The sequence below is a fragment of the Mesorhizobium sp. M0189 genome (assembly GCF_040322135.1).
Lineage (GTDB): Bacteria > Pseudomonadota > Alphaproteobacteria > Rhizobiales > Rhizobiaceae > Mesorhizobium.
This window is the reverse complement of sequence record NZ_JAMYSW010000003.1, coordinates 154,950-178,774: the sequence shown is the minus strand read 5'-3', so window position 1 is coordinate 178,774 and position 23,825 is coordinate 154,950. Positions and strand designations below refer to the sequence as shown.

Annotated in this window: 23 protein-coding genes and 1 pseudogene; 10 read left to right on the top strand and 14 right to left on the bottom strand. The window is 62.8% G+C overall.

Annotated elements, in window-relative coordinates; genetic code table 11:
* Positions 1–42: 42 nt before the first annotated feature.
* Positions 43–324 (top strand): hypothetical protein, encoded by a 282-nt coding sequence (locus NKJ09_RS06605; RefSeq protein ID WP_023719739.1) that lies wholly within the window; start codon positions 43–45, stop codon positions 322–324.
* 46 nt (positions 325–370) lie between these two features.
* Here NKJ09_RS06605 and NKJ09_RS06600 read toward each other — a convergent pair whose 3' ends face one another.
* Both NKJ09_RS06600 and NKJ09_RS06595 read right to left on the bottom strand, forming a co-directional pair.
* Positions 371–1,945, bottom strand: coding sequence for an alkaline phosphatase D family protein (locus NKJ09_RS06600; RefSeq protein WP_352494110.1), 1,575 nt, complete (start codon positions 1,943–1,945; stop codon positions 371–373).
* A gap of 364 nt (positions 1,946–2,309) precedes the next feature.
* Positions 2,310–3,593 (bottom strand): MFS transporter, encoded by a 1,284-nt coding sequence (locus NKJ09_RS06595; protein WP_352494109.1) that lies wholly within the window; start codon positions 3,591–3,593, stop codon positions 2,310–2,312.
* A gap of 82 nt (positions 3,594–3,675) precedes the next feature.
* On the opposite strand from NKJ09_RS06595, the gene NKJ09_RS06590 reads away from it, so the two are divergent.
* Together NKJ09_RS06590 and NKJ09_RS06585 are read left to right on the top strand one after the other, a co-directional pair.
* Positions 3,676–4,281, top strand: coding sequence for a TetR/AcrR family transcriptional regulator (locus tag NKJ09_RS06590; RefSeq protein ID WP_352480978.1), 606 nt, complete (start codon positions 3,676–3,678; stop codon positions 4,279–4,281).
* Positions 4,282–4,378: 97 nt separating this feature from the next.
* Positions 4,379–4,969 (top strand): hypothetical protein, encoded by a 591-nt coding sequence (locus NKJ09_RS06585; RefSeq protein WP_352494108.1) that lies wholly within the window; start codon positions 4,379–4,381, stop codon positions 4,967–4,969.
* A gap of 17 nt (positions 4,970–4,986) precedes the next feature.
* Here NKJ09_RS06585 and ppa read toward each other — a convergent pair whose 3' ends face one another.
* The 6 genes from ppa to NKJ09_RS06555 all read right to left on the bottom strand — a co-directional run bounded on the left by ppa (position 4,987) and on the right by NKJ09_RS06555 (position 9,334).
* The gene (gene ppa / locus NKJ09_RS06580) at positions 4,987–5,517 is read right to left on the bottom strand and encodes an inorganic diphosphatase (RefSeq protein ID WP_023721304.1); all 531 of its coding nucleotides are present in this window, start codon (positions 5,515–5,517) and stop codon (positions 4,987–4,989) included.
* A gap of 115 nt (positions 5,518–5,632) precedes the next feature.
* Positions 5,633–6,139, bottom strand: coding sequence for a GNAT family N-acetyltransferase (locus NKJ09_RS06575; RefSeq protein WP_023678138.1), 507 nt, complete (start codon positions 6,137–6,139; stop codon positions 5,633–5,635).
* A gap of 117 nt (positions 6,140–6,256) precedes the next feature.
* Positions 6,257–6,895, bottom strand: a complete 639-nt coding sequence (locus tag NKJ09_RS06570) for a TPM domain-containing protein (protein WP_352494107.1) — start codon at positions 6,893–6,895, stop codon at positions 6,257–6,259.
* 10 nt (positions 6,896–6,905) lie between these two features.
* The gene (locus NKJ09_RS06565) at positions 6,906–7,748 is read right to left on the bottom strand and encodes a TPM domain-containing protein (protein ID WP_352494235.1); all 843 of its coding nucleotides are present in this window, start codon (positions 7,746–7,748) and stop codon (positions 6,906–6,908) included.
* Between the two features lie 52 nt (positions 7,749–7,800).
* Positions 7,801–8,610 carry a TPM domain-containing protein gene (locus tag NKJ09_RS06560; RefSeq protein ID WP_502895830.1) on the bottom strand — a complete coding sequence of 270 codons (810 nt, stop codon included), beginning with the start codon at positions 8,608–8,610 and terminating at the stop codon, positions 7,801–7,803.
* Between the two features lie 85 nt (positions 8,611–8,695).
* Positions 8,696–9,334, bottom strand: a complete 639-nt coding sequence (locus NKJ09_RS06555) for a LemA family protein (RefSeq protein WP_352494106.1) — start codon at positions 9,332–9,334, stop codon at positions 8,696–8,698.
* A 162-nt stretch (positions 9,335–9,496) separates the two neighbouring features.
* Between NKJ09_RS06555 and NKJ09_RS06550 the strand changes: the two genes are divergently transcribed.
* The 3 genes from NKJ09_RS06550 to NKJ09_RS06540 all read left to right on the top strand — a co-directional run bounded on the left by NKJ09_RS06550 (position 9,497) and on the right by NKJ09_RS06540 (position 11,504).
* On the top strand, positions 9,497–9,748 hold the full coding sequence (locus NKJ09_RS06550; protein ID WP_023721310.1) for a hypothetical protein: 252 nt from the start codon (positions 9,497–9,499) through the stop codon (positions 9,746–9,748).
* Between the two features lie 11 nt (positions 9,749–9,759).
* Positions 9,760–10,644 (top strand): pyridoxal kinase PdxY, encoded by an 885-nt coding sequence (pdxY, locus tag NKJ09_RS06545; RefSeq protein WP_023721311.1) that lies wholly within the window; start codon positions 9,760–9,762, stop codon positions 10,642–10,644.
* 107 nt (positions 10,645–10,751) lie between these two features.
* Positions 10,752–11,504 (top strand): DUF429 domain-containing protein, encoded by a 753-nt coding sequence (locus tag NKJ09_RS06540; protein WP_502901313.1) that lies wholly within the window; start codon positions 10,752–10,754, stop codon positions 11,502–11,504.
* Positions 11,505–11,535: 31 nt separating this feature from the next.
* On the opposite strand, the gene NKJ09_RS06535 is transcribed toward NKJ09_RS06540, so the two are convergent.
* The gene (locus NKJ09_RS06535) at positions 11,536–12,738 is read right to left on the bottom strand and encodes an aromatic ring-hydroxylating oxygenase subunit alpha (protein WP_352480981.1); all 1,203 of its coding nucleotides are present in this window, start codon (positions 12,736–12,738) and stop codon (positions 11,536–11,538) included.
* A gap of 420 nt (positions 12,739–13,158) precedes the next feature.
* Between NKJ09_RS06535 and NKJ09_RS06530 the strand changes: the two are divergent.
* Positions 13,159–13,560, top strand: a pseudogene (locus tag NKJ09_RS06530) (hypothetical protein); the annotation flags it as partial.
* A gap of 98 nt (positions 13,561–13,658) precedes the next feature.
* Here the strand turns inward: NKJ09_RS06530 and NKJ09_RS06525 are convergent.
* Together NKJ09_RS06525 and NKJ09_RS06520 are read right to left on the bottom strand one after the other, a co-directional pair.
* Positions 13,659–15,746, bottom strand: a complete 2,088-nt coding sequence (locus NKJ09_RS06525; protein ID WP_031194628.1) for a PAS domain S-box protein — start codon at positions 15,744–15,746, stop codon at positions 13,659–13,661.
* 39 nt (positions 15,747–15,785) lie between these two features.
* Entirely contained in the window at positions 15,786–16,565 is a 780-nt protein-coding gene (locus tag NKJ09_RS06520) for a response regulator (RefSeq protein WP_352494233.1), read from the bottom strand.
* A gap of 46 nt (positions 16,566–16,611) precedes the next feature.
* On the opposite strand from NKJ09_RS06520, the gene NKJ09_RS06515 reads away from it, so the two are divergent.
* A complete protein-coding gene (locus NKJ09_RS06515) occupies positions 16,612–17,298 on the top strand; it encodes a response regulator transcription factor (RefSeq protein WP_023721317.1) in 687 nt (228 codons plus the stop codon).
* A 78-nt stretch (positions 17,299–17,376) separates the two neighbouring features.
* Here NKJ09_RS06515 and NKJ09_RS06510 read toward each other — a convergent pair whose 3' ends face one another.
* Positions 17,377–17,544: a hypothetical protein gene (locus NKJ09_RS06510; protein WP_023721318.1), complete on the bottom strand. Its 168-nt coding sequence runs from the start codon at positions 17,542–17,544 to the stop codon at positions 17,377–17,379.
* Between the two features lie 602 nt (positions 17,545–18,146).
* On the opposite strand from NKJ09_RS06510, the gene NKJ09_RS06505 reads away from it, so the two are divergent.
* Positions 18,147–18,611 carry a L,D-transpeptidase gene (locus NKJ09_RS06505; protein ID WP_023721319.1) on the top strand — a complete coding sequence of 155 codons (465 nt, stop codon included), beginning with the start codon at positions 18,147–18,149 and terminating at the stop codon, positions 18,609–18,611.
* A 70-nt stretch (positions 18,612–18,681) separates the two neighbouring features.
* Here the strand turns inward: NKJ09_RS06505 and NKJ09_RS06500 are convergent, their stop codons facing one another.
* Positions 18,682–21,765 (bottom strand): efflux RND transporter permease subunit, encoded by a 3,084-nt coding sequence (locus tag NKJ09_RS06500; protein WP_352480983.1) that lies wholly within the window; start codon positions 21,763–21,765, stop codon positions 18,682–18,684.
* Positions 21,762–23,039 carry an efflux RND transporter periplasmic adaptor subunit gene (locus tag NKJ09_RS06495; protein ID WP_502895831.1) on the bottom strand — a complete coding sequence of 426 codons (1,278 nt, stop codon included), beginning with the start codon at positions 23,037–23,039 and terminating at the stop codon, positions 21,762–21,764. Before NKJ09_RS06495 ends, NKJ09_RS06500 begins: the two co-directional genes overlap by 4 nt.
* A 150-nt stretch (positions 23,040–23,189) precedes the next feature.
* Here NKJ09_RS06495 and NKJ09_RS06490 point away from each other — a divergent pair, with 150 nt between their 5' ends.
* Entirely contained in the window at positions 23,190–23,726 is a 537-nt protein-coding gene (locus NKJ09_RS06490) for a TetR/AcrR family transcriptional regulator (RefSeq protein WP_352494105.1), read from the top strand.
* Positions 23,727–23,825: the final 99 nt, after the last annotated feature.

The following is a 23,825-nucleotide window of genomic DNA, read 5'->3' as shown; positions in this document are numbered from 1 at the left end:
AACCAAGGCGGAACCTTTCATGGTCCGGGCAGTTCGAATTTCATGATCGACGCAGGCAGCAGACTCCGGCCGATTTTGGCATGTAGCGCACTCGCCGTCCTCCTCGCGGCAGGCGCGGCGCAGTCGGCCGCGTCGTTCAAGGAGACGCGGACTGCCCTGCCGTCCGACAAGCGGTCGGCGGAGCAGCTTTTTGCCGATGCTCCCGATGGCGTCGACCCGGTGGTGACCGGGCCAGTCAGCGCCGCCTTCAAGCAAAGGCAGCAAAATGCCGGATGCGACAGCGCCGTCTGGCCCAACATTCCCGTCGTCTGCTATCCCGATTGATACACGTCCTACCCTCGGGCTGGCCCGAGGATAATGGTGCAGTCGCTCACGCCGACCGGACCGGATCGAGCGTGACCTTGTAGAGTTCGCTGTCGTCGCGATCCATCAGCCGCACCGTCAGCTGCTCTGTAGCGCCATCGATATCGACAAGTCCGAAGAACTGCAGGCCGGCCGACGGCGGCAGGTTCTGACCCTGCTCGGCAGTCGGTGCCTTGATGAACTTCAGCTCCGGGCCGAAGGTCATGTCGAAACCATTCGGTCCGAATGTGCCTGAATGGATCGGACCCGAAACGAATTCCCAGAACGGATTGAAGTCCTGGAACTGCGCCTTGTCCGGATTGTAGTAATGCGCGGCCGTGTAATGCACGTCTGCGGTGAGCCAAACGGTATTGCTGATGCCCGCGTTCTTTATATAGCGAAGAAGGTGGGCAATTTCCAGCTCGCGCCCCTTGGCCGGGCCATTGTCGCCATTGCTGACTGCCTCGGCCCCGACCTTCTTGGTACCGTCATTCCAGACCACGAGGCCGAGCGGCATATCGGCGGCGATGATTTTCCACGTCGCGTTGGAATTTGCCAGCTCACGCTTCAACCACTTAATCTGCTGTTCGCCTAGGATGCGCGATTGCGGCGTCATCGTCTCCTGCATATCCGGGCCGTTGGGGCCGCGGTAGGAACGCATGTCGAGGAAGAACACATCGAGCAGCGGCCCATAAGCGATCTTGCGGTAGACGCGGCCCGGCTCCGACAGTTCGTAGCGGATCGTCGTCATCTCGTGGAAGGCGCGCGCAGCACGTGCCGCCAGCACATGGATCGATTTTTCGGTGTAGCGGTCGTCGGCGGTCAGGTCCTTCGAGTCCGACCAGTTGTTAAGCACCTCATGGTCGTCCCACTGATAGAAAGTCGGGCAGATGGCACTGAGCGCAAGAACGTTCTTGTCCATCATGTTGTATTTCCACTGCGCCCGGTATTCGTCCAGCGTCTCGGCAACCTTGCGCTTTTCGTCGATCAGCACTGTGTTTTTCCACTTGTCGCCATTGGGCAGGTCGACCTCGTCCTTCATCGCACCATCGGCATAGACCGTATCGCCCGAATGCAGGAAGAAGTCGGGCGTGTGCTTGGCGATCGTGGCGTAGGTCTTCATGCCGGTCTCGTCGATGCCCCAGCCTTGGCCGGCGGTGTCGCCCGACCAGGCGAAACGAATGTCGCGCTTCGAGGCAGGTGCCGTGCGGAAGCGGCCGACGATCGGCTCCGAAACGGCGTTGATGTCGGCAAGATCGGCCGCGACCATGCGGTAGAAAATGTCCTGGTCGGAGGCGAGATCGGTAAGCAGCCGCTTCACCGTATAGTCGCTGGCCGGCGACGTATCGAGCGGCGCCAGGCGGACGGCATTGGCGAAATTTTCCGTCGACGACACTTCGAACATGACGCGCGACGGCCGGTCCGTGCGCGTCCAGACCATGCCGCTGGTCGCGTCGACATCGCCGGACTGAATGCCATGGGTGAAGGCCGGGCGCTGATTGGCGCGCGAGTAATAGGGAAGGGCGAGACCCGAGGCGCCGACCAGGCCAACGGCGCTGGCCGACGTGACGAAAGCGCGCCGCGTCATTGAAATCTTGTTCATGGCTGTCTCCTGGATGGCGTTGAACGTCGCCGCCAAGCTCCAGCTTCAATGTTTCAGGCACATTTCGAAACGATGAAGGTTTTCTGACATCAACAAGCGGGAAGGCTGGACCGCTCGGCGGCGAAGCTGTTGATCTCCCCCCTTGCGGGTCCCTTGCGGGGGAGATGGCCGGCAGGCCAGAGGGGGGCGCTGTCCCGCCGATGTACAAATCAGAAAGAAATCAGACGGAGCAGCGGAGTTTGGGCAGAACATTGCGTAAAGTCGGAGGCTGGCGAACCTTCGCGCCCCCTCTGCCCTGCCGGGCATCTCCCCCACGAGGGGGGAGATCGGCAATTTGGCCGACGGCATCTCCTGCAACGAGAAGCTATGCCGCCTGCGGTTCAGGATCGAACGCCGGGCGGCTGGTGTTGATCAGCAGCGAGATGCAGGCGGCGGCTATTGCCGTCATGCCGGCGATCAGGAAGGCAAGCTCGTAATTGCCCTGCAACTCACGCATAGTGCCACCGAAAAAGGCCGCTGTCGCTGCGCCGACTTGATGGCCGGCGACGATCCAGCCGAAGACGATCGGCCCGCTGCGGTCGCCGAACGCCTCGTTGGAAAGCCGCAACGTCGGCGGCACCGTGGCGATCCAGTCCAGTCCGTAAAATACTGCGAAGATGATCAGGCTGGTCGCCGAGAAGCCGGAATAGGGCAGATAGATCAGCGACAGGCCGCGAATGCCGTAATAGATGCCGAGCAGCTTGCGCGGGTCGAAACGGTCGGTGAGCCAGCCCGACAGCGTCGTGCCAATAAGATCGAAGATGCCCATCATCGAGAGCAGGCCTGCGGCCTGCACTTCGCCGATGCCCATATCGCCGCAAAAGGCGATCAGGTGCGTGCCGACCAACCCGTTGGTGGTGAAGCCGCAAACGAAGAAGGTGGCGAACAGGTACCAGAACACACGCGTACCGGCGGCGCGGCGCAACGTGCTCAGCGTATGCGCGAGGAAATTGCCTTGCGCGGCCGGCGGCGACGGCGGCACGTCGTCGGCCTCGGCACCGTAACGCACCATGCCAATCGCGGCCGGACGCTCCGGCACCAGCATGTAAACCAGCGGCACCAAGGCGGCGGTGGCCACGGCAATGGCAATGGCGACCGGCTTCCAGCCACCCGACTGGGCGAGCGAGGCGAGCAGCGGCAGGAAGACCAGCAGCCCGGTGGCGCTGGACGCCGACATCAGTCCCATCACCAGGCCGCGATTGGTCTTGAACCAGCGGTTGACGATGGTCGCGCCGAGCACGGTGGCGACGGCGCCCGAGCTGATGCCGGAAAACACGCCCCAGGTGAGGAGCAGATGCCACGGCTTGGTCATTAGTAGGCTGAGCGCAGTCGATCCCGACATCAACAGGAGCGCGGCAAGCAAGGTGCGGCGCAGCCCGATCCGCTCCATCAGCGCCGCGGCAAACGGCCCGGTCAGGCCATAGAGGAAGATGCCGGTGGCCGCGGCCAGCGAGACGACGTCGCGCCGCCAGCCGAAACTATTCTCCAGCGGCAGCATCATGACTGCCGGTGCCGAACGCAGGCCCGCGGCGATCAGCAGGCAGAGGAAGATGACGGCGACCACGACGAAAGCGTAGCGCTGGCCAAACGGGCGGGATTGAGCTATCATGTTACTGACCGGTACGTTTCAGGTGTGCGGAACATACGTACCGACCGGTAACATTGTCAACCAGGCAATCGGCAAACCAGACATGAAAAGCATTGAACCAACGATCAAGGAGAATGGCGCACCGCTGCCTCGCGCCGCCGAACGGATTCTCCAGGTGGCGCGCGACCTGTTCTACCGGCAAGGCATCAGGGCGATCGGCGTCGACGAGATCGTACGGCGTGCCGGCGTCACCAAGCCAAGCCTCTACCGCAGCTTTCCGTCCAAGGATGAGTTGGCCGCATCCTATCTTCGGCACTATGACCTCGAATTCTGGGAGCGCTTCGACGAGGCGGTGAATGCCCATCCCGGCGATCCGCGCGCGCAGATCGTCGCCTTCCTGACGCGTGTCGGCAAGCGCACGCAAAGGCCCGACTATCGCGGCTGCGGCATGACCAATGCCGCGGTCGAATATCCCGAACACGGCCATCCGGCCCGCGTCGTGAGCGAGGCCAACAAGCAGGAATTGCGCCGGCGCCTGCGTGCCATGGCGGCGGCGATGGGCGCCGGCGACGCCGACACGCTGGGTGACGGGCTGCTGCTCCTGATCGAGGGCGCCTATATCAGCGGCCAGTTGTTCGGTGCCGGCGGACCGGCGCAGTCGGTGGCCCGCAACGCCGATCTTCTGATCGAGGCAAGCTTGAGGAAATAGCGTTCCGTTTACCAGGTCACTGTGAGCAGCCTGACTTCGTCTAGGCTGCTGCTGAATTTGACGGTACGCTGCGGCAGCCCGAACGGAGTTGTCCGCCATGCGCGCTCTTTTGATCCCGCTTGTCCTCGCCGGTTTCTGCCAGGCGGCTCGGGCTGGCGACATATCCAGCGTCTATACCGATCTCGTCTGGGAGAAGGACTGCGTGACTTATGCCCAGGCGGAGGAAGGCGACGGCGACTGGGCCGACCTCGCCTGTTCGGGCTATGGCGGCTACCCGGTGATGGTTTCCTACGACGACGCGCGGGAATCTCTGTTCTACGGGTTTCCACCTGGCGACATGACCACGGTCTGGGAAAGCTTTTCCGGCCTCAACTCGGCTGGACCCAAAGTCGAGTGGCGTATCGAAACCAAGGGCGATATGGCCGTTCCTTTCGCAGTCATCCATCGTCGCTCGATCAGCGATAGCGAGGGCGAGAACAAGTCGACGGAAGTGCTGATCGTCGCCAAGGTTGCCCAGCCTGGCGCCCACGAAGGCTGCACGATCGCTCTTGTGCTCGCCACCGGCAATCCCGCCGCCAACGATCAGGCGCGCAAGCTTGCCGACGAGAAGGCACGCACCTTCGCCTGCGGCAAGGACAAGCGTGTGGTGATCGGCAACACGCCCGATTTCGGCCGCGTCGACAACTGACGATTTGCGCCCGTTAATTACTTGCGCTTGGCCCGCTCGATTGCCTCGACGATCATCTTCTTGGCATAGGCGGCATCGTACCAGCCCTCGATCTTGACCCATTTGCCGGGTTCGAGATCCTTGTAGTGCTCGAAAAAGTGCTGCACCTGCTGGCGGGTGATATCAGGCAGCTGCGTGTATTCGTGAACGTCCTCATAGCGCAAGGTCAGCTTGGGCGAAGGAACCGCGATGACCTTCTCGTCCTGGCCGGCATTGTCCTCCATCACCAGCACGCCGATCGGCCGCACATTGATGACGCAGCCCGGCACCAGCGCGCGTGTGTTGCAGACCAGCACGTCGATCGGGTCGCCGTCGCCCGACAGCGTGTGCGGTACGAAACCGTAATTGCCGGGATAGCGCATCGACGTGTGCAGGAAGCGGTCGACGAACAGCGTGCCGGCCTCCTTGTCCATCTCGTACTTGATCGGCTCACCGCCGATCGGCACCTCGATAATGACGTTGACGTCCTCGGGCGGGTTCTTTCCGCTGGCAATCGCTTCGATACGCATCGCTTTATCCCTCTCTCGATTGAAGATCGATAGCGGGCGACGGCGAATGGTGCAATGCGGCGAATGGTACTGGGGGATCGTCCGAACCGAAACCGGTCGGATCATGCGCTGGCCGTCATTCCCAGACGAAAGCGACCTTCTTCAGCGCCTTCTGCTCGAATATCTCGACGCCCTCGGCCACATCGCGACCGCCGGCGCCGGCATAGAAGGCAAGTGCGTTCTGATTGTCTTCCAGCGCCCACACGACCATGCCCTTCAAGCCATGGTCGGCCAGCCGTGCCCGTGCCGCCGAGAACAGCCGGCTGCCGAGCCCGATGCCTTGATATTCCGGCCGCAGGTAAAGCTCGTAGATCTCGCCCTGCTGCCTGAGTTCGCGGGCACGGTTCTTGCCGATCGTCGCGTAGCCGGCAATTTTGCCGCCGATTTCGACGACCAGGACGGTGGCGGCGCGGCGAATGGCATTCGCCCACCAGTCGGCACCGCGGCGGTTGATCATCGATGTCAGAGTGCGGTGTGGGATGATGCCCGAATAGGCGCCGCGCCAGGCCTCGAGATGCACGTCGGCAATGGCGGCTGCATCGCGCGGCTCGGCTTTCCTGATGTCGATGCTCAGCGTATTCATGATTGGTTAACCATAAACCCGCGGCGCCCGATTGCAAGAGTCCGGTCAGCCACTGCGATGCTTTCGCACAGCCGAACGGTGCGTCCTTGAGACGCTGCAAAACCGCCTTTAGCGAGATCAAATCTCGACCAGATGGTCGTCCAGTTCGTTGCTGTCGCCGGTCGACACCGGAAAATGCTCGGCCAGTACCGCACCGACCGCTTCGACCGCCCTGACGAAGCCGTCGGCAAGCCGATCGTCGCCGGCATGCGCCGTAAGGTCGCGGACGACACCGTCCCAGACATGCTGGCCGACACGAGAATCGATGCCGCTGTCGGCGACCACTTCAGCATAGCGCTCGGCGATCGAGACGAACACCAGCACGCCGGTGCGCGCCGCGGTGCGGTGGACGTTGCGGGCGAGGAACTGCTTCATCGCATTGGCGTGGGCGGCCTGGTAGCGCAGCCGCCTCGGCACCAAATGGATGCGCAATGCGGGCAATGCCCACAACAGGATGAGCACACTGGCAAGCGCCAGAAGCTCGGCTATGACGAAATGCGGCAAGCGGATCGACAGCCACCAGGCTTCCAGCCCGTAACCGACGGCGAGGCTGACGACGAGCATGCCGAGCATCGCCATGAAGGCGGCCGGGAAGAAATAGCCGTCGCTTGCATGCGCCACGACGCAGTAGATCTCGCCGTCGGTCTTTGATTCGGCAGCGCGGATCGCATCGGCGATGCGCTCATGATCCTCGGGGCTGATCGGTCGTGTTGCCATGATTGATGTCTCACCAGCTTCCTGAAGAACCGCCGCCGCCGGACGAACCGCCGCCGCCGGAAAACCCGCCGCCGGAACTTCCTGACGACCAACCACTGCCTGAACTTCCCGACGACCAGCCACTGCCGGACGAGGTCCCCGACGTCCAGGCACCGCCACCGGAGGGTGACGAACCTGGCCCGCGGCCGTAGCGGAACGTCATGCCCAGCCACTTGTACACGCCCGGCGACAGTTTCGTGCCGAAGATCGGCGGCAGGAACGCCATTGCCAAGCCGCCGAAGAACATCGTCGCCCACAGGATGATGAACAGCATGAAGATGGGATCGACAGGATTGTCATTCGCCGGATTGCGCTTGCCGCGCGCCTCCAGCTCTTCGGGATTGCCTTCCAGCACCATGATCATGTCGTCGACGGCCTTGCTGATGCCGCCTGAGAAATCGCCGGCACGGAAGGCCGGCACCATGTCGTTTTCGATGATCAACTTGGTGTGCAGGTCGGTCAGCGTGCCTTCAAGCCCATAGCCGACCTCGATGCGCATCTTGCGGTCGTTCGGCGCCACCAGAAGCAGCACGCCGTTGTTCTCCTTCGCCTGGCCGAGTTTCCAGGCGCGAAACAACCGGTTGGCGTAAGGCTCGATCTCCTCGCCGTCGAGGCTGGGAATGGTCGCGACGACGATCTGGTCGGACCCCTTGGTCTCGAAATCGGCAAGCTTCTGCGTCAGCGCCACCTCGGTCGCGGCATCGATGATGCCGGCATTGTCGACGACCCGTCCGGTCAGCGCCGGCAATTCGGCGGCGAAGGCCGCGAAGCCGAACAGCAGCACCGCTATGGCCAACAGTGCGATGCCGGTCATTTTGATGAAACGGCCGGATTCCACCGGGCTGACGGCGTGTCTTGTCATCTCGTCACCAGCTTCCCGAGGAGCCGCCGCCGCCGGACGAACCGCCGCCGCCGGAAAACCCGCCACCGCTTGAACCCGACGACCATCCCCCGCCGGAACCTCCCGACCAGCCGCCGGACGACCGCCGGCTCGGCTCGAAGGTCATGCCCAGCCAGCGATAGCGGCCGGGACCGATCTTCTGGCCGAAGATCGGCGGCAGGATGGAGGCTGCGAGGCCGCCGAAAAAGATGATTGCCCAGATGGCTATGAAGATGGTGAAGAACAGATCGTCGCTGTTGAACGGCGGCTGCTGGTTGCGTTCGCCGCGCGCTTCCAGCTCTTCGGGATTGCCTTCCAGCACCATGATCATGTCGTCGAGGGCCTTGCTGATGCCGCCGGAGAAATCGCCGGCACGGAAGGCCGGCACCATGTCATTTTCGATGATCAACTTGGTGTGCAGGTCAGTCAGCGTGCCTTCAAGCCCATAGCCGACCTCAATGCGCATCTTGCGGTCGTTCGGCGCCACCAGCAAAAGCACGCCGTTGTTCTCCTTCGCCTGGCCGAGTTTCCAGGCGCGAAACAACCGGTTGGCGTAAGGCTCGATCTCCTCGCCGTCGAGGCTGGGAATGGTCGCAACGACGATCTGGTCCGAACCCTTGGTCTCGAAATCGGCAAGCTTCTGCGTCAGCGCCGCCTTGGTCGCGGCATCGATGATGCCGGCATTGTCGACGACCCGTCCGGTCAGCGCCGGCAATTCGGCCGCGAGAACGGTGAGAGGGAGGAGGAGAAAGCTTAGAACGAAGCCAAAAAAAATCCGGCCGGCATTTCTTCCCACCCCCCTCTGTGGGGAGATGGCCGGCAGGACAGTGGGGGGTGGGACGGAGTACAAGGCCAACGGGAACAGACCCGCTAAGCGCCGTTCACCCGCCCTGCTGCGTGCCGAAATCGACCTTCGGCGGCTGCATCTTGTCCTCCTCGATGGTGAAATTCGCAAACGGCTGGTTGCCGCGGAACCACAAGCTCGCCCAGATCACCGACGGGAAGGTCCTCAGCGTCAGATTGTACTCTCTCACCGCCTGGATATAGTCGCGGCGGGCGACCGTGATGCGGTTCTCGGTGCCTTCGAGTTGTGCTTGCAGCGCCAGAAAGTTCTGGTTGGCCTTGAGATCGGGATAGTTCTCCACCACCGCCAGCAGGCGCGACAGCGCGCTGGTCAGGCCGGCCTGGCTGTCCTGGAATTTCTTGAAGGCTTCCGGATTGTTCAGCGTTTCCGGCGTCACGGTCACCTGCGTCGCCTTGGCGCGCGCTTCGACCACGGCATCGAGCGTGTCCTTCTCGTGCGCGGCATAGCCCTTGACCGTGTTGACCAGATTGGGGATGAGATCGGCGCGGCGCTGGTATTGATTCAACACCTCGCTCCATGCGGCCTTGGCGTTTTCCTCAGCCGTCGGGATGGTGTTGTAGCCGCAGCCGGCAAGCAGCGGCAGCATGACGGCCATCACCAGGAACGCAGCTAAATTACGGAAGATTGGCGGTAAAGCAAGGCGCTGGACAAGCATGATAAGGTCCCCTCGATAGCATTGGCACGCGAAGCATTAGCACAATCCTTGCGCAAGAAAATGACTTCGGCCGAGAAGCGTTACTGGTTTCTACCATTCGCCGTCAGGCCCTGTGACAGACGAGGCGAACGGGTTAAGCTCGGCATGAAACGGGATATCACCATGGCGAAACGCCACGACAGCGACGCGGAATCGCGCCGCATCATCGAACGGGTGGCGCGCGAGACCGACCCGGGCGGCACCTCGTTCCTCGCACGAACCGCCAGAGGCGCGCGCGACCACGTCACAGCGGCCGATGCCGACCGATCGGACCCGATCGAATATTGGGGCACCCGTATTGGTCGGGCGGCAGGCTTGCTTATTGCCATCGGCCTGTTGATCTGGCTCGTGCTTTTCATCACCAGGGGCGGTTAGGACAAAGATCAATGAGCGCCGAAAAAGCCGACGCGCCGCGCGCGGTCATCGTCGTCTCCAGCCATGTCGCACGTGGCTCGGTCGGCAACCGTGCCGCCGTGTTTGCGCTGGAGACGCTGGGGTTTCCGGTTTGGGCGGTGCCGACCGTCATTCTGCCCTGGCATCCGGGGCACGGCCGGGCCACCCGCATCGTGCCGCCGCTGGACCAGTTCAAGGCGCTGATGACCGACCTCGAGCGCGCGCCGTGGCTGGGCGAGGTCGGCGCCGTGCTGTCCGGCTATCTCGGCGAGGCTGGCCAGGCCGAAGCCGTCGCTTCGCTGGTCGGCGCCGTCAAGGCGAAGACGCCGGACGCCCTCTATATCTGCGACCCGGTGATGGGCGATTCGGGCGGCCTCTACGTACCTGAGCCGACCGCAATCGCCATGCGCGACCGGCTGATGCCGATCGCCGATATCGCCACGCCCAACCGCTACGAGCTGGAATGGATGGCCGGAGCGCCGCTGCCCGACCTGAAATCGGCAATGGCTGCTGCCCTGCAAGCCGGCCCACCGGCCATGCTGGTCACTTCGGCACCGGCGATGATGGCCGGCGGCATCGGCAATTTGCTGCTCAACGGCAGAGAGGCGCTGCTTGCCGAACACCGGCTAATCGACAAGCCTCCGAATGGGCTCGGCGACCTGACGGCGGCCGTCTACCTGGCGCGCATCCTGTCCGGCCAAACGGCCGCCAAGGCGCTGCAATCGACCACGGCAGCGGTCTACGAGATCCTGGCGCGCACCGCCAAGCGCGGCGGCGACGAATTGCAGCTCGAGACCGATGCCCAGAGCCTGTCGCACCCGATGGCGATGGTGCAGCTTCGCCATCTCCTGCATCCGGGACGGGATCGCCGGGCGTGACGCAGGCCGAAGACGCCGTGCCCCAGGATGATGCGCCCAAGGGTGCTGCGCTCGACCATGTTGTGCCTGGGGATGTTGTGCCCGAGGATGTTGCGCGTAGGGATGTTGTGCTTGTCGGCGTCGACGGTTGCAAGACCGGCTGGATAGCCGTCCGCCGCGATTCCGGTGCCGCACCGTCGACAGCCGTTTTCCCAAGCTTCGCGGCGTTGCTCGACCAGCTACCCGTCAATGCAATCGTAGCGGTCGATATGCCGATCGGCCTGCCCGATTTCTCGCAAAGAGGCGGTCGCGGTCCGGAGGCGCTGGTGCGGCCATTTCTTGGCGCCCGGCAATCCAGTGTCTTTGCCATCCCCTCCCGCGCCGCGCTCTATGCGGAGATCGAAGCCTTCACCACGGTCGAAGCCTGGTACGCGGCACATCGCAGGGCAAGTGACGTGGCCAAGACGACCTCAGATCCGCCGCGCGGTGTCTCGATCCAGGCCTTCGGCATCTTTGCCAAGATCCGTGAGATCGATTCGCTGCTGATCGCGCGGCCCGAACTGCGCAGCCTCGTCTTCGAATCGCATCCGGAAGTTGCCTTCTGCAGACTGAACGGCGACCGGGCGATGCGTCTGCCGAAGAAGATCAAGGGCAACATCAATCCGGCCGGCATGGCCGAACGCAAGGCGCTGCTTGCCCGGCATGGTTATGGCCAGCATTTTCTCGACCAGAGGCCGCCGCGCGGCGCGGCCACCGACGATTTCCTCGATGCCGCGGCGATGATGCTGATTGCCGGCCGCATCGCCAGAGGCGAGGCAATGCCGTTTCCGGATCCGCCGCTCGCCGATCGTTTCGGCATTCCCGTCGCCATCTGGGCTTGAGGACCAGGGCTAACGTTTTAGGTGGCATGCGTCAGGAGCGTGATCTGAGCGCCTCGTTGAGCGCCCACATATCCTTCTCCTCGGGCGCGGTCTCCAATCCGAGCACGGGAATTTGCTTGCGCAAATGGTCGTGGTGGGTGCGCACGCCATATTCGAGATCGGAGAGGTAAAAACCTCCGAAGGCTTCTGACAGCATGGATTCGTTGGACCATATCGAAAGCTGTACATCTTCGGCCAGCGTGTCGCGGTCGATGCGGTAGGATAGGTAGCGGGCCGCCGCCTGCTCCCTGCTCTCGTCGCGATAGCGGTAGATGGCGCCGCGCAGCAGCGTCTCACCCGTCGACAGCGGGAACTCCTGATAGAACTGCACCGACTCCGGCATGATCGACAGCGCGTTGTTCGGGAAGATGCCGTAATAGATCCAGGCCTTGCGCAGGTGCTCCGGCAGTTGCTTCGCCTCGGGTGCGAGCTTGATGTATTGCGCGACGCTCCAGCGCCGTCCGGCATGCGGGTTGTAAGTGGCGAACGAGCGCGACACGCCGTTGACGAACGGCTCGTCGAAGTAGGTCGCGCCATAAAGATCCTGCAGCGCCGGATGCGCCATGGCGACGTGGTAGCCTTCATTGTCGACGTCGCGCACCGACTTCCAGTTGACCGGCGTCTTTTGGGTCCAGATGCCCCAGGACGGCACCATCTCGGCGACGCCGTAATGGGCAATCTCGGCTTCGATCGGCTTCAACAGTTCGGCCACGGATGGCTGCGGGCCACCCTTGCGGAAGCGGATGAAGATGAAGCCCATCCAGATTTCGAGCTCGAGCGGCATCAGGCCGAATTCGGTCTTGTCGAGGTCGGGGAAGGACCGCGGGCGGGCAGCGCCGCGCAACGTGCCGTCGAGATTGTAGACCCAGCCATGAAAGGGGCAGACCAGCGCATTCTTGCAAGTGCCTTGGCTATCGGCAACGACGCGACTGCCGCGGTGGCGGCACATATTGTTGAAGGCGCGCACCACGCCATCCTTGCCGCGCACGATCAGCGCCCGCTCGCCGACCACATCCATCGTCAGATAGTCGCCGGCGTTCGGCAGGTCGCAGACATGGCCGGCGATCTGCCAGTGATTGCGGAAGACGTGCTCTTTCTCGAGTTCGAGCAAGGCGTCGGAATGATAGCTCCAGCCCGGCAGGCCCCGCCGATCCCAATCGTTGGGGATTGCCACGTCACGCAGATGCGGGTTCATAAAAGGCTCTTATTTATTGAATGGCCGTTCAATACAAGCATATTTTCTGTTGAAATGCAATAGCTTGCGAGAATAGGGCGAATTCCCGACGCGAAACCGATCGGTAATTGAGAGCCGAGCTCGAACGATCGAAGCCGGGAAAATCCCGGGAATTCCGGGCGTTAATCCCCTTACGCTTGTTGAGCGCCCAGCCCTCCGTGGACCGGAAAAGTCGACGTGGATCCGGTGCCGTGGATAGCGGAAAACGAGCGCTGAATGTCACCGGTGCGGCCAGCTACGCATCGTCGGTTTGCCCCCGGAATGGCCGCGGGCCTGGTTTCATGCCGGTTACACAATCGTTAATCCATCATCGTTGGCCCGTTACAAGGTGCGGTTAAGTTCGTTTCAACAGGGAAAAGAAGAACACCGAAGGAAACGACGATGCCTACGAAAACCCAGATCACCGACAACGACCATCGCCTGCAGGGTCCGCAGCGCAACGACCGGCGCCCGAAGCTGGCGCTGCGCCAGCGCGCCAGCGATCACCCGATGGCGATGTTCCTGCTGCTTGCCGCTGCCGCGTTTGCCGGCATGGCGTTCACGCCGACCGTCGGTCCGGCCTTCGCCTCGCTGAACCCGCCGGTCAACCTCATCGACGGCGCGACGACCACGACCAAGACGGCGCGCCTGCCGATCCCGGACATCGATTTTGCCTGCAAGGGTCAGGCCTGGGGCGCCGAGAGCCTGGACTGCCTGCGCGCCATCGCTGCCCAGTCGGGCAAGGCACGGCCCGTCCGCATGATCGCCAACGCCGCCCCGCTGGCCGATACGCCGAACGTTTTTTTTGATCTTTTCGCGAGCGCCCTCCAGCACTCCAGTCAGGCTCCCGCCGCAATGTCGGCTGGGAGCCTTTTTTCTTTCCTTTTTGTCTCTCTGGGAGTCTAGCCGCCCAAAGCGACCTGCTCGGCAATGGCCGAGAGCACGCCGCGCACATCCAGCGTGCTGAACGGCTTTTCGAGGATTGGCGGCCGCTGCGGCGCCGGCAGCGCCTCGATTTCGCCTTTTGCGCCGATCAGATCGCCGGTGACAAGCACGAAACGCCGCGCCAGATCCGGCATTTCGGCAAGCAGCTCGCGATAGGCGGCTATGCCGCTGGTGCCGGGCATGCGCAAATCGGAAAACACGATGTCCGGCGGCATGTGGCCGCTCAGGGTCGCGGCGGCCGAGACCCAGGCCGGCACGATCCGCGACTTGATGCCCATCAACTCCAGAATGTCGGACAGCGACGCCGCGACATCCGGCTCATCGTCTATGATCAGCGCGTGACGCAAGCCGCTCGACCGCGACGGACTGTCGCCGGCGGCGACCGCGCCGGCAGCGATCGCCGGCAACTGCACGACAAAACGCACGCCTCTCGGCGAAACCTCCTCGAACCAGATATTGCCATTGTGCCGCTCGATGATCGATTTGGAAATCGACAGGCCGATACCGGTACCGACGCCGACTGGCTTGGTGGTGAAATAGGATTCGAATATGCGTGAGCGTATCGCTTCCGGCACGCCTGGCCCGTTGTCCTCGACCGAGAACCCGGGATTGCCGCGGTCGCTGCGAAACGTCCGGACCTTGATCCGCCGGTCGCCGGCAATGCCGGCCAAGGCATGCTGGCTGTTGATGAGGAAGTTGGCGGCTACCTGCGTCACGTGGTCGGCATCGGCCATGGCCAGCAGCGGGCCGCCGGCGAAATCGGTGTCGATGATGATGCCGCTTGATCGCGCGCCATAGGCGGTCACTTCGAGTGCCGCGCGGATCACCTGGTTGAGGTCGGTCTCGGCCTGCGCCGTCGGGTGCAGGCGGACCATCGACAGGAAGCTTTTGACGATACGGCCGCAGCGCTCGGCAGCGGCGCGCACCTTTTCGGCGCGTACTTTGGTCTGCGGATCGGCGGCGAATTCATGCAGCAGCGTCGACTGGGCGACGACCACGGCCAGCGGGTTGTTGAGCTCGTGCGAAACGCCCGCAAGCAGCGAGCCCATCGCCGCCATCTTCTCGTTCTGGTGCAGTTTTTCGCGCTGACGGTTGATTTCCTCCTCAGCGCGCAATCTGTCGCGCAGGTCGCGGATGGAGCCGAAGATCAGATGGCGATCGGCGACCCGCATCTCGGTCGCCGTCAGCTCGATCGGAAAAACCTCGCCGGCGGCATTCTGGGTGACCGTTTCGAGCCGCTGGCCGACCATCGGCGCGCCGCGGCCCGACATGTATTCGGCGCCCGACGCATAGCCTTTGCGGTAATATTCCGGCACGACCGTGTCGAGCAGGTCCTTGCCGAGGATATCGCTGCGTCGATAGCCGAACATCTTCTCGGCGGCCGGATTGAATTCGATGATCGAGCCGGTCTCGTCGATGACGATGATGGCGTCGAGCGAGGCCTGCAGCATGGTGCGGCGAATGACGTCACTGGCATGCGCGTCGGAGGGCGACCGTTCGATGGCGTCGCCAATGGCGAGTGCCACCATGTGCAGCGCCGCCTCTTCCTGGTCGGTCCATTCGCGTTCGTTGACGCAGTCGTTGACCGCCAGCGTGCCCCACAAATTGCCGTGCGAAAAGACCGACACCGACAGGAACGACTTGATGTTCTGCTTTTCGAAATCGGTCCGCAGAAAGCCTTCGAGATCGCGTGTGTGCCCGGCGAATATCTTGCCTTGGCGCTCGTCCTCCGCCAGCTGTTCCAGCAATGGGTCCGAATCGACGACCGACTGCATGATGACGGTCGGTGACGCCAGCTCGCCGCCAAACCGGGGGGCGATCCAATAAGCGGCGACCGACTGGGCGAAGCCCTGGCCGGGCAGTTCGCGCAGGCGAAACAGGATGCCGCGGTGACAATCCATGGCTTCGCAAAGCGTTTGGAGGATACCCTCCATCTCGCGCTGCCAGTCGCCGGCTTCGCGCAGCCGGCGAACCACATGCACGGCCGCCATCGCCGCGCCCTGCCTGGCGCCCTGCGAGTCCGCGCGTGCTGTTTCAGCCGTCATGGTCATTTCCTGGCCGTGGCTTGCTCAAGCCGCCAGGCCTCAGTTATTTTCGCCGGCTGGCAGCGAGAAGATATAGCCTTCGCCGCGCACCGTGCGCAGGAATTTCGGATTGGCCGGATCCGCCTCGATCTTCTTTCTCAGCCGCATGATGCGGATGTCGACGGCGCGGGACGATTCCGCGTCCTCGACGAAACCGATCGCCTCGGAGATCGCCGCCCGCGTCAACAGCCGGTTGGCGCGGGTAAGGAACACCTCCAGCACGTCGAACTCGCTCTTGGCCATGTCGATGACCGCACCGTTGGCGCCGGTGACGAGCCTGCCGTCGAGGTCGGCGTGAAAGGCGCCGAAGCTCACGGACCGGCGGCCACCGGATGTTTCAGCCTTGGCTTTTTGTGGTTCGGTCGGCTCCGGAACGCGGCGCAGCACGCTGCGCACCCTGGCCAGCACTTCGCGCAACTCGTAAGGCTTGACGATGTAGTCGTCAGCGCCGAGCTCCAGTCCGACGATGCGGTCGAGCGCGGTACCGGCGGCCGTCGCATAGATGATGCCGATCGGCATTTTCGACCGCATCCAGCGGCCGAGCGACAGGCCGTCCTCGCCCGGCATGGCGATGTCGAGAATGGCCAGATGGAAGGACTGGGCTTCCAACAGGTCGCGCGCCGCCGCCGCACTTTCGGCCGTGGCCACATCATAGCCGCTGGCGCCGAGATACTCGGCGACCGCGTCCCTCAGGTCGGGCTCGTCCTCGACAATGACAATTCGTGGCCGCACGATGCGTTCGCTCCCGCTTTCAGCGGAAAGTAGATTGGGTATAAACATGATGTCCAGCACTCTTCTTGGGTTGCCGTATGCGGGGTAGAAAAACATGGCTGCACGATCCGTCATCGCGCTTGTTTCCGTCGCTGAAGTAATTGCGACCGATCTCGCCGATCATCTCAAGCGACGCGGTCATGACGTCCGCGCCGCGCGACAGCCGTGGGAAGCCGAATCGCTGCTTTCGGAAAAGGGCATCGATGTCGTGGTTGTCGGCGACAGCGTCAGCCAGGCGGAGGGGCGCGACCTGCTCAGGCGACATGGCGGCGAAGGTGGACCGGATTTCATCCTGATCTGCCGCCCGGCCGATCTGGTCGACAAAGTGCTGGCGCTCGAGCTCGGCGCCGCCGACGTCGTCGAAAGCCCGCTCAATGTCAGGGAGCTTGCCGCCCGCGTTGGCGGCCTGCTGGCTCGGCGCGGCAGGAGCGCCGGGGAATTGATCGTGCTGGAGAACGCGACCGTCGATCTCCGGTCGGCCATCGTCATGCACCGCTCGGGCACGGAAGAACAGCTGTCCCCCGGGCAGGTGGCGCTGCTCAGGCTGTTCCTGGCCAGCCCGCGCAAGGTGCTGACGCGCGACGACATCATCGCCGCCGCGCCCGCCGAAAATGCCGAAGCCTTCGACCGGTCGATCGATTCGCGCATCGTGCGGCTGCGCCGCAAGCTCGACACCGAAACCATCACCACCATACGGGGTGCGGGTTACCGGTTCGATCCGCCAACGCAATTCGCCGATTGAATGCAGGACAGCCACCCCTTTTTTTGAGTATCGGATTTTCCCAAAACCGGTTCCCACTTTTGGTCCGATGCTCTTTCCTCAGCGCACCACGAGAAGCGACGGGCCTGACGGCATGTCACTGTTCGTGCTGACCTCGCCGGCATGCGCACGTTCCTTCAGCAGCACGGTTGCGAGGCCGGCAATGCCGAGCAGGCCCTGCACGTAGAGCAGGGCAGAAAGCACGGAAGCGGCGAATTTCGTTTTCATCCTGTTCTTTCCTCAAAATTGGGATTTACGGGCGCTTCAGGGGAACCCCCGAAGCGCCCGCGCCGCCAGCGGAGCCCCCCGTTGCGGCGCGGGCCTTCGGTCCTCTCGGCTGCAAGTTGCCGGAGGCGCCGCGCATCCTCAACGACTCTAAGCCGCCCCCGCCAGAGGGGCTTGAGCCGGTCGACGCGCAGGCTGGAAACTGTCCAGACAATCCAGACCGTAGCGAAAACAGTGTTGGCTTCCGATCGTTCGTTGCCCGCTGTTTTCGTTACGTCAACTTTGCCCGTTCGCTGTATCCGGATCATGCCGCCGAGGCCGCGCTTTGTTGCAGCTCGGTTTCGGAGTCAGGTGGAATTCCTCTCAAACGAAAGACAATCGCGTATTCGTGCCGCGGTTTGGCTGATCCGCTTAGGCAAACACGCCGCCGCTGTCATGACGACGTCCAACAGCTGTAAGCCGCTTTGCACGGCGTTTTCTGTTAACCAGGGGAAACAGAATCGAAACACAAACGAGCATCTAGCGAAATCGACTTGAAACAGGATGCCCCGATAAGCCGGTCATCGAATTGAGCCGGCCCCGACCGGCAGAATAGGGGAGACATCATGTACACCGCCATTTCCGCCAAGCTCATCAACATCGCCGCCGCCGTCATCACCGGTGCTGCCTTGCTTGTCAGTGCCGGCAACAGCGCAGCCCACGCCGCCGCCAACAAGATCGTCGCGCGTGTGTCGCTATCGCAGCAGACCATGGAAATCCTGGTCGACGGCCGGCCGACATTCGCCTGGAAAGTCTCGACCGGCGACAGGACGCACGTCACGCCGACCGGTTCGTTCAAGCCGACCCGCATGCATGAAATGTGGTATTCGAAGAAATACGACAACGCCCCGATGCCGCATTCGGTGTTCTTCAGCGGCGGCTACGCCGTACATGCGACAAGCGCCATCAAGCGCCTCGGCCAGCCGGCCTCGCATGGCTGCGTGCGTCTGCATCCGGACAACGCCGCCGATTTCTATCAGCTCGTCGAGGTCTTCGGCCCGGCCAACACCAGCATCGTCATCGTCAAATGAGCGATGCTTTTCGTAGCTCCCAAGAAAGGCCGGAAATCCGGCCTTCTTTATTGTGCAATGTTAGTACAATCTAATCCGGCATCACCGGCATCAGCTTGGGGTCCGGCTTTTCGGCGTGATGCGGCAGGTCCTTGCTGGCGATAAACGTGTAGAACATCGGCACCACGAACAGCGTGAACATGGTTCCGACCAGGATGCCGGTGAAGATCACCAGGCCCATCGAATAGCGTGCCGCGGCACCAGCGCCGCTGGAGATGATCAGCGGCACCACTCCGAGCGCCATCGCCGCCGTCGTCATCAGGATCGGCCGCAGCCGCACCTTGGCCGACGCGATGATCGCATCGCGCCGCCGCATGCCGTGCATTTCACGCTGCTGGTTGGCGAACTCGACCAGAAGGATGCCGTGCTTGGTGATCAGGCCGATCAGCGTAATCAAGCCGACCTGGGTGTAGATGTTGAGGGTGCCGAGCCCGACATTAAGCGGCACGATCGCGCCGAAGATCGAGAGTGGCACCGCCATCATGATGATCAACGGATCGCGGAAACTTTCGAACTGCGCCGCCAGCACCAGATAGATGACGAGAACGGCTGCCGCGAAGGCGATGATGATCGTGTAGCCCTGTTGCTTCTCCTGCCGCGACTGGCCGGTATAGTCGATGAAGAAAGTGTCGGGCAGGCTCTCCTTGGCGATATCCTCGATCGCTTTCAAACCGTCGCCGGTGGTGACGCCAGGCAGCGGCAGGGCGGAAATCGTTGCGGAATTCAACTGGTTGAACTGCTCGATCGCCGCCGGCGACGCGTTGGTCGAGATCTTCACCACCGCAGAGAGCGGCACCATCTCACCCGAGACGCTGCGCACGAAATACTCCCCCAGTTTTTCGGGATTGTCGCGAAAGCTCTGCGGCACCTGCGGGATGATGTCGTAGCTGTTGGATTCGCGGTCGAATTGCGCCACCTCGGCGCCACCGACCAAGAGGGTCAGCGTCCGGCCGATATCGGCGATCGGCAGGTTGAGTGCCGCGGCGCGGTCGCGGTCGATCGTCACCGTCACTTGCGGCGCATCGTAGGACATCGAATTCTGCACGGCGAGGAAGCGACCGGAGGCCTGCGCCTTGTTCTTGATGTTCTCGGCCGCCTCGTACACTTGGGAGGCCTCGCCGGTCGAGCGCACCACCATCGTGATTGGCAGGCCGCCGCCGGAGCCGGGCAGTGTCGGCGGTGCGAAGACGAAAGCCTCGACGCCCGCCACCTTGGCAAGGCGGGCAGTGATGTCTTCCTGAAGTTCCTTCGAGCTGCGCGCGCGCTCGGCCCAGTCCTTGAACGCAAAGCCGACGAAAGCGCTGTTCGTCGGGCCTTGGAACGCGACGGCGGAGAACCGCGCCCTGGTTTCGGGGATATCATTCACCAGCCCGAGAATCTGGTTCACATAGGTCTCGGTGTAGTCCGACGTCGCATAGCGCGGTGCGTTCACAATAGACAGCAAGAAGCCCTGGTCTTCTTCCGGCGCCAGTTCGCTCGCGGTCTTGGTGAACATGAAGCCGGTCGTGGCGACCAGTGCGATGACGATCATCAGCGTCACCGGGCGATATTTCAGCGAGCCGCTGACCAGCCGCTCATAGACGTTTTCGACGCGCCCGAACGTGTTGTCGACAATGCGCTGGAAGCGGCTGTGCGAGCCGGCCCTCAGGATGCGTGCCGACATCATCGGCGTGACGGTTAGGGCAACGACACCCGAAAGGACCACCGAGCCGGCAAGCGTCACCGCGAATTCGCGAAACAGTGCGCCTGTCAGGCCGCCGGTGAAGGCCAGCGGCGCGAACACGGCGGCCAACGTTATCGTCATGGCGACGACGGCGGAAGAGATCTCCCGCATGCCGTTGAAAGCCGCCTGCATCGGCGACAAGCCGTCTTCCTCCATGTGGCGGTGGATGTTTTCCACCACCACGATGGCATCGTCAACAACCAGTCCGATCGCCAGCACCATGGCCAACAACGACAAAAGGTTGATCGAATAACCCAAAGAAAACAGCAGGAAACAGACGCCGATCAGCGACAGCGGAATGGTCACGATCGGCATCAGCACCGAGCGGAACGAGCCGAGGAAGAGCAGGATGACGACGATGACGATGGCGACCGCCTCGCCGATGGTCTTGAACACCTCCTCGATCGACGCGCTGATCTGCTCGGTCGAGTCATAGACGATCTCGATCGTCATGCCGAGCGGCAGCGTCTCCTGGATCGTCGGCACAATCTTGTGGATCGCCGCCGCGGTGGTCAGTGGATTGGCGGCCGGCGTCGGAAAGATGGCGAGAAAGATGCCGGGCTTGCCGTTGAAGGTGACCCTGGTGTCGGTGTTCACCGCGGCGAGTTCGACGCGGGCCACGTCGCGCAGTCTCACCACATTGCCGTCTTTCGAGCGGAGCGGAAGGGCAGCGAAAGCCTCCGGCGTCTGCAGGGTCGAGCGAACCGTGATCGAGGAAGCCACATATTCGTTTTCGGTATCGCCGGGCGCGGAGAGGAAATTCGATTCGTTAATGGCGGTCAGCACTTCCGCCGCCGTCACACCGCGCGCCGCCAGTTTGATCGGGTCGATCCAGACACGCATCGAATATTCGGCGGCGCCGAAAATCTGCACGTCGGCAACACCTTCGACCGTCGACATACGCGGCCGCACGACGCGCTCGATATATTCGGTGAGCTGTTCCGGCGTCATGTTCGGGTTCTGCATCGAGATGTACATCATCGCGAACTGCTGGCCGGTGCCCTTGACGATCACCGGGTCTTTGGTTTCGTCCGGCAGATCGCCGCGAACGCTCTGAACCTTCGACAGGACTTCGTTCAGCGCAACGTCGGGGTCGGAGCCGAGTTTCATCTGCACTGTCACGGTGCTGGATGACGGCCGGCTCGCCGACGTGACATAATCGATGTTTTCGGTCGAAGCGACAGCACGCGCGATCGGCGCGGAAATGAACCCCTGGATCAGGTCGGCGCTGGCGCCGGGATAGGCCGTGGTGATCGTGATGGCCGTTTCTTCAACCTCTGGATACTGCCGGATCGAAAGGTTGAAGATGCCCTGAAAACCCAGAAGCAGGATCATGCAGGCAAGCACGGTCGAAAGGACCGGGCGGCGGATGAAGAGGTCGGAAAAGCTCATTGCTGGGCTGCCTGCTGGTTCCCCGGCTTGCTCGGATCGATTGTGTTGTCGACGGCAACGGACATGCCGTTGGAGAGCCGGTTCTGGCCGGCGGTAACGACTTCGTCGCCGGGCTGGATGCCTTCCAGGATCTCGACCAGGCCGGCGTTGTGGCGGCCTGGCTTGACGAACACCTGGGCGAGCACGAGCTGCGGCTTCTGTTCTTCCGCTGCCGGTTTGGCTTCCGCTGCCGGTTTGGCTGGGGTAGCGCCCGGCTTTTCTTCGGGTTTTGCCGCGGGTGCTTCGGCAGCGGGCTTGGCAGCATCCGCGGCTGGTTTTTCTTCCGGCTTTGCCTCGGGAGCCGCGCCGTTGACTTCTGCGGATTTGGCCGGGCGCACCACGAAGACGAAGTCACCGTACAGGCTGGAGGTCAGCGCAGTCTGCGGCAGCGCCAGCACGTTGTTCTCCTCCGGCAGTTCGACACGCACCTGGACGAACTGGCCGGGCGTCAGCTTGCCTTCAGGATTGGCGACCTCCGCCCTCACCGTCACCAGCCGGCTCGTCGGGTCGATCTTCGGATCGATACCGCGGATGCTGCCGGCGAACGGCATGTCGCCGCCGCCAATGCCCAGCCGCACCGTCTGTCCGATCTTCAGCAGCGGAAGCTGCTGCTCCGGCACGGTGAAATCGACACGCATCGTGTCCATGTCCTGCAAGGTCACCACGGCGGTGCCGGGTGTGAGATACTGGCCAATGTCGATTTTCGGAATACCGACGGTGCCCTTGAAAGGGGCCGTCAACTGCTTTTGGTCGAGCACCGCTTGCAGCTTGTTTACCTGCGCGGAGGAGACCGATGCTGCCGCCTGCGCCGTGTCCAGCGTAGCGTCGGTGCCGACCCCGCGCTTCTGCAGCTCAAGAGCGCGCATCAGCGTCGTCTGGTCGGATGTGGCTTGCGCCTTCGACGCCACGAGGTCGGCCCGCTCGACGGCATCGTCGAGCTGCAGCAGCACGGCGTTGGCGGCGACCTTCTGATTGGCATGAAACTGGATGTCCTTGACGATACCCGCGGTTTCGACGGTCAGGTCGACGCCGCGCACGGCACTGACAGTACCGATCGCCTCGACGCCGGGCGTCCAGGACATCGGTTTGACGATGACCGTCGACACGGTCGCGGCCGGCGGCTTCATGGTGGCGAAAAACTGTTTGATCGCATTGTCGCGGAACAGGTTGAATCCGACGATGCCGCCGCACACCAGCACGAGCAGAATGAAGGCGATGATGAAGCGCTTGATCACGAACAGTCCCCTCGGCCATGGCCCAGCATAACGGTCGGATGACCGGAACACATACCTGTGACTGGTCCCAATTTCAAATGACGGCAATCTTACTGTACCGTCTGGACGGTCTTGTCAATTCCGCTTAAGCTAATGAATGGGGAACGATTGATGAAGGCCCGCAGAACAAATTCGCGCGAGAAGATCCTCGCCGCCGCCGCCGACGTGGCGCGCGAGACGGGTCCCGGCAGCCTGTCGCTGGATGCGGTCGCCAGCCGTGCCGGCGTGTCGAAGGGTGGTCTTCTCTACAATTTCCCGACCAAGGCGAAATTGATGCAGGCGCTGGTGGAGGATTACCTCAGCGCGTTCCAACAGGCGCTTGAGGCCGCCCGCACCAACGGCGTCAGCGGCGAGAGCCCGCTTGCGGCCTATATCAGGCTTTCGGCCGAGCATGCCGAGGAGTCGAAACCGTCGGCATCCTGGATATTTTCGGCGATTGCCGAGGATCCCGATTTCCTGACGCCGATAAAATCGTTCAGGCGGCAAGTGTTCGAGCGGCTGAAGCAGGAGACGCCGAATCTCAAGGCGCTGCTGGTCTGCTATCTCGCCATCGAAGGGCTTCGCAGCATGAACCTGTTCGGTTCGGACATTCTCTCCGCCGACGAGCGCCGGCTGCTGATATCGACCCTGCTTGAGATCGCGGAATAGATCCGGACCCCCCGTCCAGCACTATCTACTCCAATCTCAAAGTGCCCTGCTGTCACACAGGCTTCATTGTGCCGACCTAGCGTCCTCCCATTCTTTGCT

Bases quoted from the DNA above. Each gene is read 5' to 3' on its own strand.
- NKJ09_RS06510 (WP_023721318.1), bottom strand. From the start codon at position 17,544: ATGAAAACGAAATTCGCCGCTTCCGTGCTTTCTGCCCTGCTCTACGTG.
- NKJ09_RS06570 (WP_352494107.1), bottom strand. From the start codon at position 6,895: ATGGCAACACGACCGATCAGCCCCGAGGATCATGAGCGCATCGCCGAT.
- NKJ09_RS06595 (WP_352494109.1), bottom strand. From the start codon at position 3,593: ATGATAGCTCAATCCCGCCCGTTTGGCCAGCGCTACGCTTTCGTCGTG.
- NKJ09_RS06490 (WP_352494105.1), top strand. From the start codon at position 23,190: ATGAAGGCCCGCAGAACAAATTCGCGCGAGAAGATCCTCGCCGCCGCC.
- NKJ09_RS06605 (WP_023719739.1), top strand. From the start codon at position 43: ATGATCGACGCAGGCAGCAGACTCCGGCCGATTTTGGCATGTAGCGCA.
- NKJ09_RS06500 (WP_352480983.1), bottom strand. From the start codon at position 21,765: ATGAGCTTTTCCGACCTCTTCATCCGCCGCCCGGTCCTTTCGACCGTG.
- NKJ09_RS06535 (WP_352480981.1), bottom strand. From the start codon at position 12,738: ATGAACCCGCATCTGCGTGACGTGGCAATCCCCAACGATTGGGATCGG.
- pdxY (WP_023721311.1), top strand. From the start codon at position 9,760: ATGAGCGCCGAAAAAGCCGACGCGCCGCGCGCGGTCATCGTCGTCTCC.
- NKJ09_RS06565 (WP_352494235.1), bottom strand. From the start codon at position 7,748: ATGACCGGCATCGCACTGTTGGCCATAGCGGTGCTGCTGTTCGGCTTC.
- NKJ09_RS06600 (WP_352494110.1), bottom strand. From the start codon at position 1,945: ATGAACAAGATTTCAATGACGCGGCGCGCTTTCGTCACGTCGGCCAGC.
- NKJ09_RS06505 (WP_023721319.1), top strand. From the start codon at position 18,147: ATGTACACCGCCATTTCCGCCAAGCTCATCAACATCGCCGCCGCCGTC.
- NKJ09_RS06590 (WP_352480978.1), top strand. From the start codon at position 3,676: ATGAAAAGCATTGAACCAACGATCAAGGAGAATGGCGCACCGCTGCCT.
- NKJ09_RS06550 (WP_023721310.1), top strand. From the start codon at position 9,497: ATGGCGAAACGCCACGACAGCGACGCGGAATCGCGCCGCATCATCGAA.
- NKJ09_RS06525 (WP_031194628.1), bottom strand. From the start codon at position 15,746: ATGACGGCTGAAACAGCACGCGCGGACTCGCAGGGCGCCAGGCAGGGC.
- ppa (WP_023721304.1), bottom strand. From the start codon at position 5,517: ATGCGTATCGAAGCGATTGCCAGCGGAAAGAACCCGCCCGAGGACGTC.
- NKJ09_RS06555 (WP_352494106.1), bottom strand. From the start codon at position 9,334: ATGCTTGTCCAGCGCCTTGCTTTACCGCCAATCTTCCGTAATTTAGCT.
- NKJ09_RS06520 (WP_352494233.1), bottom strand. From the start codon at position 16,565: ATGTTTATACCCAATCTACTTTCCGCTGAAAGCGGGAGCGAACGCATC.
- NKJ09_RS06575 (WP_023678138.1), bottom strand. From the start codon at position 6,139: ATGAATACGCTGAGCATCGACATCAGGAAAGCCGAGCCGCGCGATGCA.
- NKJ09_RS06585 (WP_352494108.1), top strand. From the start codon at position 4,379: ATGCGCGCTCTTTTGATCCCGCTTGTCCTCGCCGGTTTCTGCCAGGCG.
- NKJ09_RS06515 (WP_023721317.1), top strand. From the start codon at position 16,612: ATGGCTGCACGATCCGTCATCGCGCTTGTTTCCGTCGCTGAAGTAATT.